This window comes from Musicola keenii (assembly GCF_014855505.1).
In the GTDB taxonomy this organism is placed as follows: domain Bacteria; phylum Pseudomonadota; class Gammaproteobacteria; order Enterobacterales; family Enterobacteriaceae; genus Musicola; species Musicola paradisiaca.
Window position 1 is genome coordinate 80298 of the sequence record NZ_JAAWVW010000001.1, and the last position, 12026, is coordinate 92323.

A 12026-nucleotide genomic window follows, 5' to 3' on the forward strand; every position below is an offset into this window, starting at 1 on the left:
CACGTTTATGCCCCAAAACGAGTTAACTCGTTGTCTGTAACACAGTCAAATGAAGACTTTCTCGCCTACAAATTTTCATCCATTTCACTCAGATGTTGTCATTCTGTACGATAACTAAAAGCTGTGATCTCCTCCCTGAAAACAGTGCCAGGCTAAACTGAAGTATCCGGTCTTTCTTCCATCTCGCCGGGAGGCACATCGCCATGAAAAAGACCCGTTATACCGAAGAACAGATTGCGTTTGCGCTGAAACAGGCCGAAACCGGCACCCGCGTCGGGGAAGTCTGCAGAAAGATGGGCATTTCTGAGGCCACCTTTTACAACTGAAAAAAGAAATTTGCCGGTCTGGGCGTGACGGAACGGCGACGGCTGAGGCAACTGGAGGATGAAAATCAGCGCCTGAAGAAATTGGTGGCTGACCTGAGTCTGGACAAAGAGATGCTGCAGGAGGTACTGAAGCAAAAGTTCTGAGGCCGGCTCAGAAGCGTCAGGCGGGGATGTGGTCTGTTGATGCAGAGCAGAACCGTATACCACTGGCAGAGTCGGCGGGATGTTCGGGCGATTACCCTGCGCATCAGGGAAATAGCAGAAACCCGGATCCGCTACGGTTGCCCGCGTATTCATATTCAGTTACGGCGGGAAGGCTGGCGGATTAACCACAAGAAAACACACAGAATCTGTTGCCTGGAAGGACTGAATTTGCGGAGAAAGCGTCCGCGCAGGCATGTCAGTGCAGCACATCGTCAACAGCGCCCCATCGTGACCGGTGTCGATCAGTGCTGGAGTATGGATTTCGTGTCGGATAGTCTGTTTAACGGGCGGCGTTTTCGGGAGCTGACTGTTGTGGATAATTTTAGTCGGGAGTGTCTGGCGATCCACGCCGGAAAATCGCTGAAAGGCGAGAATGTGGTCAGCATAATGGAAGCATACGGGTGCTGGATAAGCGTCTGCCGGTATGCATTCAATAGGTATCACGGCAGCGAATTTATCTCGAAAAGTCTGGATAAATGGGCGTATGAACACGGTGTCAAGATGGACTTCTCCCGTCCCGGAAAACCGACAGATAACCCGTATATTGAATAATTTAACGGCAGTCTGCGGGACGAATGTCTGAACATTCACGGGTTTCTGTCACTGGAAGATGCGCAGAACAAACTCGACAACTGGCGCAGGGAATATAATCATGAGATAACGCATTCATCATTAAATGACATGACTCCGGCTGAATTTATCCGAAGTCTCCAGAAAGACGAAGATCTCTGATTTAGCACTGCATTGTTTTTGGGGGAAGGTCAAAAACCCGAAAATTTCAAAAAGTGCGTGGAACTAAAACGGGTCTACTTACAGATGGACTACACCTTTGAGCCTGTATAAAGAGAATAATTATGGATGTGAAAAAAGTCTTTCGAGGCATAAGTAAAAAACTTCTAACAGATTTCGAAATCTCATCAGAGATTAATCATAATGGAAATAAGGGTGATTATAGAGAAGGCACTCTTCGTAATTTCTTACTTTCTGGCAGGCTACCTAAAAGATTTGGTGTTGGTTCGGGAGAAATAATTGGACCAACAAGAAATGTTTCAAAGCAAAGCGATTTGGTCATATACGACCAGCTAGATGGGATGTCTCTAATTTACGAAGATGATATCCAAATTTTTCCTATTGAATCAGTTTTTGGAGTAATCGAAGTAAAGTCAACGCTTTCAAAAGAGGAACTAATTAAGTCACTCGAAAATATAAAATCAGTAAAATATTTAGCTCCAAATGAATCAGTAACAAAAAAAAACTCACTAATGAGCATGACTTATCCAAGGCCTAAACCATTTGGCATTGTGTTTGCGTACTCCTTAGCAGGAAATTCATTAGAATCATTGGTCAAAAACCTAAAGGAATGGGAGCAACAAAACGATAAATCACTCTGGCCGAACCTTATTGTTGTTCTTGGTGAAGGGATTATTCATCACTACGGTGAGGGTATTAGAAATACTTCCTTATTTAGTAATGAGGATTTATTAAAAGCCATTTCTGCTTCCTACCTTGCTTATAGAAAGGATACTCTGTTTCATTTTTATTCGACGCTAATTGATTTGTGTAGCAATATCTCTCTTGGTTCAGTAAATCTAAAGAGATATTTTAATCCTGCCGAGCAAATTGGCGAATATGTAGTTAGAAACCATGATCGAGTTATACGGCAAGGAAGTGAAAACCTGTTTCGCTTTAATCATGGCTTTATAGATCGGGTCGTTAAGCATTGTTCGTCAGAAGGTAAAATAAAACATAGAGAGCTATTTGAAAAGCAAATGGGAACTATTCCTCAGGGAATGGATGATAACTACCTTGATTATGAAGTTTTTCATTATGACCCAGAACGATTGCCTGGCATGCATGAAGTAGAAAATCCATTTGAGCTCAATAATGGACAACCTGTTGCTACACAACGAATGTTGCAACCAAGTCATTGTCTAGAGGTAGACGGTAGCACGTATTACTTTTCTTGGTTTTATGTAGAAGAAGATGATATAGAGCCAATCAAAGGCTCTAGTCGTAATGACTTATAGAAAAGGTATAATGGGATACTTACAGTGAGTTAAAATAATGTTCTAATTCCGCGTGTTGTGGTTTGTCAGCTGTCTGGAAGAAAAAACAGAGCCGATGTCGGCTCTGTTTTTTTATGCACAATAGGAATCGATGGCGTTATAGATTCGCGTTGGCGCTGGTTTTACCGTTACTGACGACCGGTTTGATTGGCGCGCCCAGTGTTTGTTTGAACCAATTGACGACGCGCTCGATCACCGGCTTCTGGAACCAGGTGATATCGCCGTGGGCCGCGCCTTCGACCAGTACGTACTCAACATTATTGTTTCCCGTTTTCAACGCCTTATACAACTGGGCGCTCTGACCGGGGGATACCAGCGTATCCGCGCTGCCATGCATGATCAGGAACGGCGGTTTTTTCCCGTTGACGTGCCCCATCGGGCTGGCATTCAGCGCTTTTTTCGGATCGCTGCTGATTGTGGCGCCCGGAAAGTCGCGGAAAGCAGCGCCGTTAACCAATAACGCTTCGGTAACGGCAGGAGATTGATGGACTTTCTGGATGTTTTCCGGGAAGCCTTCCCCAATATTTAATAAATTGGAAAGACCATATAGGGTAGCGACTGCCTGAACGTCGGAAGAACGGTTCAGGAATTGCCCTTGTTCAAACTGTTTGTCGCCATTGGTCGTGCCCAACATTTGGGCCAGATATCCACCGGCTGAATCGCCGAGTACGCCTATGCGGTTCGGGTCGATGCCGTATTCTGCGGCGTGTTCTCTCAGAAAGCGCACCGCGGCTTTGCCGTCCAGCACCGGGGCTGGGAAGGTGTTAGGCACGACGCGATATTCTGCTGCGGCAACAACAAAGCCTGCTTCCGCCAGCGCCATACGCATTTCGATGAATTTTTCATGGTCGGCTGAAGTAAAACCCCCACCGGGGAAATAAATTATCGCCGGTTTAAGATCTTGCGTGCGGGGAATGAGCAGCGCCATCTGCAATTGCCGTATCGCGCGCATGCTTTTTACCTGGGAATAAATAATGCCGCTTATGGCGTCGATCTGTTCGTTGGCCTTTTTCACCTGAATCACTTGGGCGCCATCGGCGTAACCGGGGAGGTCGTGGGTTGCGGCATGGATTGTCGTCGTGGTCATACCCATCATGATTCCGCCTGCTAATATGATTTTCTTGAGTAACATGATTGTCCTTTTTTATTTTTACATAACATTGATTTTTATTTTTTCACAAAATATATCCTATGAATATGGGCAAATTTATAAATGTGTGTGACGAGTTAATCTTATTTATAATTAATAACGGATGCCAATAACAGTCATAACTGTTTTTTCTATTAACTAATATTATGAGTACGGATATTTTGTTGTGATGACGGACAGTATTTTATTTCTGACGCCATATATACCCGTCATATTTCAAGCTGCATGTACGTTGGCCGTGCTTGCTTACCCGAATCGCTGACTGGAGTAAGCGCATCGGAATTCACTCTCTGGCCGTATGACAAGGCTCGAAAGCGCCTTGTCCTGATGGGCCAACGCGGTACGTTGTTCAAAACACGAGTGTTTTGTTCTGCAACTCGAATTATTTAGGGTCTACCCTACATATAAATAATATATTGATTTCGTGAGGTAAAAATGAGAGCCATCAGCAAGATGTTTGCTGTGTTTTCAATTCTTGGTCTTGTGAGTCCATCGGTATTGGCTGATGAAAAGATCAATGTAGAAAAAGAGACGCCACCGAAAACGGAATTGGTGATGGAAATTACGGCGGATATTGCCCCCTCCATCCCTATGGGAAAAGGCCCATTGGGCGAGCGGGCGATGGTGCCCATTCTTTCCGGGACGTTTACCGGTAATAATATTCGGGGAACCTTGGTGCCGGGCGGTGCTGACCGTCAACAGATCCGGCAGGATGGCTATAAATTCCTGCAAGCTACCTATGAATTGAAAACGGATGACGGCGTGGTGATTAGTGTCGCCAATCATGTATTGACGCCGATGACCAAAAACCAGGTGAAAAAGCTTTTTCGCAGATTGAACTGATCGCCCCGGAAGGGAAATATGACTGGATTAATAAAAATGTGTATATCGGCACGTTAACCAGTTTGAAACCCCAGCGCACTGCCGTGCTGGTTCGGATTTATAAACTGATCCCTTAAGTTATCCCCCGTGATGATGTTGCCGACGCCTGTCGAGAATACGTGGGTGCCGGCAACACGATAAGGCCGCAATCGTCGCTCATCCCCCTTGATAACGCCCCGGTTTGTGCCAGTTCATCAGCATCGCATTCATCGCCAACGCGCTGAGGGCCGACCAAAGCAGCAGCGCCGCAGGCAGCTTGATGAGCGAGAGCACAAACACCAGCACGTCCAGTAGCATCTGCGTCTTTCCGGCGTTGATATTGAAGCGTTGGTATAACCACAGGGTCACGACGCCGGTACCGCCGACGGAGGCATTGTGGCGGGCCAGCGAGAGGATCCCCATCCCCAGAAAGGTGCCGCCGACCAGCGCGGAAAACAACGGATGAATGTAGCTGATGGTGATCAGGCTAGGCACGGCCTGTGTGGTGCAACCCAGCGCGATATTGACGATCAGCGTTTTCAGCGTAAAACCGCGCCCCATACTGAAATAGCAGAACAACATGAACGGGATGTTGGTCAGGATAAACAGCACGCCAATCGAGAGCGGAACGTAGTAGGAGAGTAATAGCGCGATGCCGGCAATGCCGCCAGTCACCATGCCGGAAAGTTTCAGCATGTTTAGCCCGAAGGCAATGAACATTACACCCAGCGCCAACCCATAAATATCGTCTTTCAGCGTATGGGCGATACCAGCGCGAGCGCCGATACCGGGGATATTGCCCGGAATACTCTCTTTTCGCAGCACGTAGCCCCCTTTCTGATAGATCGTTCGCCATCTGAACCATAAGAAATGCATATGCTTGCATTTTATTTGCCTGATAATTCACCGGCGGCGCTTAAATTAACATTGATTGAAGAGTGTTTTTTTCCTAAAAATAAGCTTTATCATGCTTTTTTGTAGCGAATTTCTCTGCTTAATTGAGATTGGTTAGGGAGTATCACTCATGAAGATGGATCGCATCGATGCCCAGATATTGAATGAGCTGCAGCAGGACGCCCGGCTGAAAATTACCGAGCTGGCAGAGCGGGTCTGTCTGTCGGCCACCCCCTGCACCCGGCGGCTAAAGCATCTGGAGGAGAGCGGCATCATTGAACAATATGTCACGTTGCTGGATCAGGAAAAGGCGGGATTTCCGGTCAATGCCTATATCTCGCTGACGCTGGAACCCAAGTCTGAAGCCACTTTCCGCAAATTTGAACAGCAGATTGCAACGTTTGATGAAGTGATGGAATGCCATTTGATGTCGGGCAGTCATGACTTCATGTTGCGGGTGGTGGCGGCCAGTTTGTCCGATTTTGAGCGTTTTTTGCAGAAAAAGCTGATCAAGATAGAAGGGCTGCGTGATGTGCAGACCTCGTTCTCGCTCAGGCGCTTGATCCATAAAACGGCACTGCCGGTGCGTTCTATGCTGTGACGTCGCCACTGGGAGCGTCGTCCGGCCTTGTGCGGCGCTCATGTTCCAACAGCCATTTTTTACGCCACAGGCCACCTGCGTAGCCGGTCAGGGAGCCGTCGGCGCCGATCACCCGATGGCAGGGCACCACAATAGCGAGTGGGTTGGCACCATTGGCGCGCGCGACGGCGCGACAGGCGGATGTGTTGCCCACGCGGTTTGCCAGCGCACGGTAGCTTTCCACCGTCCCGTAAGGGATGGTGCTTAATGCGTCCCATACCCGGCGGGTAAACAGGGTGCCGTGCTGCGCCAGCGGTGTGTCGAAGCGGAAACGTCGCCCGGCAAAGTAATCCCGCAACTCTTCTCTGAGGTGCTCAATGACGGGCAGCGTCCCCATGATGATGTTGGAGGCCGTGTGTTGTTTCAGCTTTTCCAGCTCGCCGGGCAGCCCTTTGCGGTCGACGAATTCCAGCAGGTGGAGCGCATGTTCATCCGCGATAGCCAGCATGGTGCCGATCGGCGTATCGAGCCACGCCGCTTTCAACAACCTGTGCCGCCTGGCCTGGCTGGGGGAAATGCCCAGGTGCCGGATGACGGCGGAGCGAAAACCGCTGCCGGATTCATAGCAGGCATCCAACTGCGCGCTAATGACGTCTTCGCCGGACGATAGGGTCGTGATCCCTTTCGCCAGTCGGTGCAGACGGGCCATTTCCAGAAACGTGATGCCGAACTGGCGTTTGAAGGTACGTCGTACTGTAGACGGATCCATCTGCATCGCGATCAGATCGGATTCGCTCCAGAGTTTTTCCGGCTGTTTTTCCAGCGCAGCGGTCAGGATCGCTACGATACCCCCTGCATCATCGCCTTTGGCCATCAACGGTCGGCAACGCTTGCAAGGGCGAAACCCGGCTTCCAGCGCTGTCGCCACCGAGGAAAAAAATTGTACGTTTTCCCGTTTAGGCTTGCGGGCGGCGCAGCTTAACCGGCAGAAAATACCGGTACTTTTCACGCCGACATACGCGAACCCTTCCCAGGTTGGGTCGCGAGCGATCAAAGCGCGATACAGTTCGTCGTCGTCGGGGAGGTCAAACATAGCGGTTTCTCATCGGGCTGGCAGAACATGATGTCAGCCTAAACGGTTTTACACCGTTATTGCGCCTGATTTCGGGCATGGATTTTCTCGCGTACATGAAGGGAGTATAAACAGCAGATAAGTCGGATGCAGCGAGGAGTACCTATGTTAATGCAATGGACGAAAGGTGAATATCTGGTATCAACTGACAGGCAACGTCTGGATTGTGATGCCATCTACGCTTATCTCACCACATCAACTTGGGCGAACGGGATCGATCGTGAAACCGTAACCCTGTCTATCGATAACAGTTTGTGTTTTGGCCTTTTTCACCGGGAACAACAGATTGGCTTTGCGCGTATGGTGACGGATTTCGCTACCTTTGGTTATCTGTGCGATGTGTTTGTCTTGCCTGAACGGCAAGGCGCGGGGCTGGGGCGTTTTCTGGTGGAATGTACGCTGGCTCACCCGCGCTTGCAGCGCCTGCGGCGTCAGCTGCTGCTGACCTCCACGGCGCCGTGGCTGTATCAGAAAGTCGGCTACGAGCCGATTAACCGGGACGATTACACCTGGACTTACGTGCGGCACGGCATCTACGACCGGCATGATGCCGTGCATTGAGACCATGGTCGGCACGCCGGTCAGCCCCGATCGTGCGGCGCGGCGTTGTCCAGATTGGCTTTCATTTTCTGCATGATCTGCAACAGGCTGCGCCGTTCTTCCGGCGTTACGTCGGAAAACGCCTGTTGCAGCATTGCCGTTCGCGCGGCGCTGAAACGATGATGGATGGCTTCTCCCCGCTCGGTAAGCGCTACGCACTGCACTCGCCGATCGGTAGGGCTTGGCCGGCGGGTGATTAACCCCAGCGTTTCCAGATCCTTGAGCAGACGAGCGATTTGTGCCTTGTCCCGCCCCGTATGCTGTACCAAAAAATGCTGACTTTGGCCGGGATGGCGGGCGATCAAGCTTAACGCCCGGGCCTGAAACGGCGCCATCCCGGCTTGGGCCAGCACCTCGGTATCCTGCAGATGCCGCTTGAAGCGGTGAATCAGTTCTCCCAGCAACTCGAATGTCTGGGTATCAAGGGTGTCTTGCATTAATTGTTGACCTTATCAACATTTTTGTTTATATGGTTGATAAAATCAACCATATGGCAATTTTGTCTGAACCGAAAGGATAAACCATGGCTTATCAGTATCGTATCACGCTGGAAAATATCACCGAAAATCATACCGACGCGCAGTATGACCGCGCTCTGACATTCGATGTGGTCAATCATGACAATATTCCGGCCATCATTGAGCGGGTGCGTTCAAAAGGTATTTTGCCGCAGGAGGAGGTACCGGCATTCTGCCTGGGGTTGAAGCTGTTCGGCGAAATTATGATGGCGCATCGTAAAGACCCGCTGTTTCAAGAGCTGGCGCCACATTTTCGTGATTTCATGCTGAAATTGAAGAAAGGGGGCGCGGAAACGCGCTAGATATATCGAAATGTCCAGGAGCAGTTCTTGCAGCGGGTCAGTCTCATTCATGACGACCGGGCGTTTAAAATGGAAAATGAAGCATAATTTGCACACTGAATATTGCCATTAATATGGCCTGATTATTTTCTATGGCATCCGCCCTGTTCGATTATCTATGTGCTGCGTGGGTATTGCGGAAAAACGTTTCCGGCGTTTTTTATCCGCTGTATCTATTCAATAGCCGGCCCTTAATCTGATTATCGATATACACATTACACTCAAGTTACAGGTGCGTTGGCTTTATTACTCGCCCCCCTCCCTGACCCTTTCAGGGCCGCAGTAAGCTGCGTTCAACTCTGTTCCCGGCAGCGTTGTCGCTCACCACAGGCCAGCCGTTGGCTGGTCAAATTCGTTCCAAACGAATTTGTCACTCGGTTGCCGCCTTCCTGCAACTCGAACTATTTAGGGTATCGATTTTATCTTTTTCAGATGTCGGCTCTTTACGGCGCCGCGTACCTATTATTTTTCGAATTATCCATCTATAAGAAAGAGTTATGTCATCCGGCGTTTTTAATGCATCAGCCCGCAAAATTGTGCGCGGGCATTTGACGCCTTGTTTTGCAACGATATGCTGAAAATGATTAGAAAAGCCCGACTGACGGGATATATAGCCTGAGTGATGATGGAATTTTAAGGGGGAAGCTGCTTTATGTCTCAATATGCGCTGGTTGGTGATGTCGGCGGAACCAATGCTCGCCTTGCTCTCTGTCATCTGGCGAATGGCAGCCTGTCGCATAGCAAGCAGTATGCGGTGCAGGAACACGACAGCCTGGAAAGCGTCATCCGGTTGTTTCTTGGCGAACACGCCGCACTCGCCGTCAGCAGCGGTTGCATCGCAATCGCCTGCCCGATTACCGGCGATTGGGTGGAAATGACCAATCACGACTGGGCCTTTTCGATCGCCGCCGTGAAGCAGAGCCTCGGTTTTTCCCATCTGGACGTGATTAACGATTTTACCGCCGTCAGCATGGCGATTCCGGCGCTGGCACCGGACGATGTGATCCAACTGGGTGGCGAAGCGCCGCTGGCGGGCAAGCCCATCGCGGTGTATGGCGCAGGTACCGGTCTGGGTGTCGGTCATTTGCTACCGGTCGGCGACCAGTGGGTCAGCCTGCCGGGCGAGGGGGGGCATGTGGATTTCGCCTCTAACAGCGAAGAAGAAGATCTGTTGTTGCAGGTGCTGCGTCAGGAGTTGGGGCATGTTTCCGCTGAGCGGGTGTTGTCTGGGCCGGGGTTGGTCAATATTTATCGCGCCATCGTCAAATCGGATGACCGCGTGCCGGAGGCGCTAACGCCGCAGACGATTTCCGAGCGGGCGCTGGCCCACAGCGATGTGGATTGCCTGCGCGCACTGTCGCTGTTTTGTGTGTTGATGGGGCGGTTCGGCGGCAATCTGGCGCTGACGCTGGGCACCTTCGGCGGCGTCTATATCGCCGGCGGCATCGTGCCGCGTTTTCTTGAGTTTTTCCGCAATTCCGGTTTCCGGGCGGCGTTTGAAGACAAAGGCCGTTTTCGGGACTATCTGGCGGATATTCCGGCGTATCTGATAACCCACCCGCAGCCCGGTCTGCTGGGCGCCGGCGCGTATTTGCGTCAGGCGTTGGGACAGACGTTGTAAGCCGTGTCCATCAAAGGGGTCTACCGCAGACGCCGCTTAAAGAAGCGGCTATCGCGGCGTAATGCGTGGCTGCTATGGCGATGGCAGGGTGCTCCGCTTAGCGGATGTGGTGATGAAAGGCTTCCGCCAGCCGAGTAATGCCGGTTTCAATCTGGTCTGGGAGGATAGCGTGGAACCCCAGCCGGAAATAGTTTTCCGGCGCGTCGGCATCAAGAAAATGCGCCTGTCCCGGTTCAATCAATACGCCATTGTGCGCCGCTCGCCAGGCCAACTGCCGGGTGTTGCACCCCTCCGGTGCTTGCAGCCAAAACGCATTGGCGTGTTCACTACCCGTCATGCGTCGGCATTCCGGCAGCCAGCGATCCAGCGCGTTGTTTAACATATCCCAGCGGCGCGCAGAATCTTCACGGTAGCGGTGCAGATAGGCTTCGTAATATCCCTGAGCCAGAAAATGCGCCATCTGATGCTGGATATTGGTGGGCGGATGGCGGTACGACAACCGACGCAATGCCCGTAGTTCATCGATCAACTCCGACGGCGCCACCAGATATCCCAACCGCAGGCCGGGCGACAACGATTTCGAGAGACTGCTGACGTAAATCACCCGTCCGTTGGTATCGCTGGCTTTCAGCGCCGCACGCGGGTAGGGGTCAAAATTGGTTTCCGAGTCGTAATCGTCCTCGATAATGATTTGATCGTGAAGGTTGGCATGTTCCAGCAACGCACGGCGCCGGGCGTCGCTCATCCTTACGCCGGTAGGCGCCTGATGGCTGGGCGTAATGTAGAAATAGTCACACTGGCGCGATGCATCGACCAGGCGCAGCCCCTCATTATCCAGCGTATGCGGGATGATTTGCGCCCCCTGCAATGCAAAGGCATTGATGGCTTCGCGGAACACCGGGTTTTCCACCGCCACCTGGGTCGAGTGACTGAACAGCAACTGCGACAACAGCGAGAGCGCGTTCTGTGAGCCGAGCGTAATCAGGATTTCGTCGGCGCGGGCGATGATGCCGCGTTTGGGTAGGATACGTTGTCGTACTTGCTCAATCAGTAGCGGAACGTCCTGATCAATATTGTCGTAAAGCCAGTGGTGGTCGCGGTGGGTGCCGGTCACTCTTCGCGTGGTTTCGCGCCACTGCTCGATGGGAAAAAGTTGCGTATTGGGTTGGCCGTAAATAAAGGGATACGGATACGCCATCCACTGGGCGGGTTTCATAATGGCGAGGAAGTTACTCGGACTGACATTCAGGCGTTTGCCCCAATCTGGTGCCTGTTGAGCGCTATCATTGGCCGCCTGTTGCGGCCAGCTCGCCGCCGCGGCTTCGGGTTGATGGTAATCCGGGTGCAGGTAATAGCCGCTGCGCGGGCGACTGACCAGATAGCCGTCGCTTTGCAGCCCCTCGTAAACCAGTGCCACGGTATTACGGGAAATATTCAGTTGGCACGAGAGCTTACGGCAGGAGGGCAGCGCTTCATCCACCGGAAATACCCCGGAAAGAATCGACGTGATCAGCGTCTCTCGCAGTTGCTCCTGCAAACTCCGGTGAGCCACAAAATCGATATGCAGACAGTGTTCGATCATCTTTTCCCTCCTCCTGCTGAATGAACAACAAACAACATAAGCAAGATATATACCGGAAAGCGCGATGTGCAGCGGTGACGTCGACGTGCGGTGGCCTGAATGGGATGCGGTTGTTGTTATTGCCCACAGATGCGGGCGCCAATGCTGTGGT

The 12026-nt window shown here is 51.3% G+C and carries 11 protein-coding genes and 1 pseudogene; 7 read left to right on the forward strand and 5 right to left on the reverse strand.

The features are described from left to right. Positions 1-203 precede the first annotated feature (203 nt). Positions 204-1262: pseudogene (locus HEP82_RS00360) on the forward strand (IS3 family transposase). 122 nt (positions 1263-1384) lie between these two features. Next, complete coding sequence (locus tag HEP82_RS00365) at positions 1385-2557, forward strand: DUF6602 domain-containing protein (protein WP_192456275.1); 1173 nt, start codon at positions 1385-1387, stop codon at positions 2555-2557. 136 nt (positions 2558-2693) lie between these two features. On the opposite strand, the gene HEP82_RS00370 is transcribed toward HEP82_RS00365, so the two are convergent. After that, entirely contained in the window at positions 2694-3728 is a 1035-nt protein-coding gene (locus HEP82_RS00370; RefSeq protein ID WP_192456276.1) for an alpha/beta hydrolase fold domain-containing protein, read from the reverse strand. Positions 3729-4181: 453 nt separating this feature from the next. Between HEP82_RS00370 and HEP82_RS00375 the strand changes: the two genes are divergently transcribed. Beyond that, complete coding sequence (locus tag HEP82_RS00375) at positions 4182-4589, forward strand: DUF3237 domain-containing protein (protein WP_192456277.1); 408 nt, start codon at positions 4182-4184, stop codon at positions 4587-4589. Positions 4590-4784: 195 nt separating this feature from the next. Here HEP82_RS00375 and HEP82_RS00380 read toward each other — a convergent pair whose 3' ends face one another. Further along, positions 4785-5432: a YitT family protein gene (locus HEP82_RS00380; protein WP_192456278.1), complete on the reverse strand. Its 648-nt coding sequence runs from the start codon at positions 5430-5432 to the stop codon at positions 4785-4787. Positions 5433-5631: 199 nt separating this feature from the next. Between HEP82_RS00380 and HEP82_RS00385 the strand changes: the two genes are divergently transcribed. After that, the gene (locus HEP82_RS00385) at positions 5632-6102 is read left to right on the forward strand and encodes an Lrp/AsnC family transcriptional regulator (protein ID WP_012763660.1); all 471 of its coding nucleotides are present in this window, start codon (positions 5632-5634) and stop codon (positions 6100-6102) included. Here the strand turns inward: HEP82_RS00385 and HEP82_RS00390 are convergent. Next, positions 6092-7174: a bifunctional transcriptional activator/DNA repair enzyme AdaA gene (locus HEP82_RS00390; RefSeq protein WP_192456279.1), complete on the reverse strand. Its 1083-nt coding sequence runs from the start codon at positions 7172-7174 to the stop codon at positions 6092-6094. The genes HEP82_RS00385 and HEP82_RS00390 overlap by 11 nt on opposite strands. A 144-nt stretch (positions 7175-7318) precedes the next feature. Here HEP82_RS00390 and HEP82_RS00395 point away from each other — a divergent pair, with 144 nt between their 5' ends. After that, positions 7319-7774 (forward strand): GNAT family N-acetyltransferase, encoded by a 456-nt coding sequence (locus tag HEP82_RS00395; protein WP_012763662.1) that lies wholly within the window; start codon positions 7319-7321, stop codon positions 7772-7774. A 20-nt stretch (positions 7775-7794) separates the two neighbouring features. Here the strand turns inward: HEP82_RS00395 and HEP82_RS00400 are convergent, their stop codons facing one another. Further along, positions 7795-8250 carry a MarR family winged helix-turn-helix transcriptional regulator gene (locus HEP82_RS00400; RefSeq protein ID WP_192456280.1) on the reverse strand — a complete coding sequence of 152 codons (456 nt, stop codon included), beginning with the start codon at positions 8248-8250 and terminating at the stop codon, positions 7795-7797. A gap of 86 nt (positions 8251-8336) precedes the next feature. Between HEP82_RS00400 and HEP82_RS00405 the strand changes: the two genes are divergently transcribed. Further along, entirely contained in the window at positions 8337-8633 is a 297-nt protein-coding gene (locus HEP82_RS00405; protein WP_192456281.1) for a DUF3861 domain-containing protein, read from the forward strand. 691 nt (positions 8634-9324) lie between these two features. Next, positions 9325-10293 (forward strand): glucokinase, encoded by a 969-nt coding sequence (gene glk / locus HEP82_RS00410; RefSeq protein WP_192456282.1) that lies wholly within the window; start codon positions 9325-9327, stop codon positions 10291-10293. A 97-nt stretch (positions 10294-10390) separates the two neighbouring features. Here glk and pdxR read toward each other — a convergent pair whose 3' ends face one another. After that, positions 10391-11875 carry a MocR-like pyridoxine biosynthesis transcription factor PdxR gene (gene pdxR / locus HEP82_RS00415; protein ID WP_192456283.1) on the reverse strand — a complete coding sequence of 495 codons (1485 nt, stop codon included), beginning with the start codon at positions 11873-11875 and terminating at the stop codon, positions 10391-10393. Positions 11876-12026 lie beyond the last annotated feature (151 nt).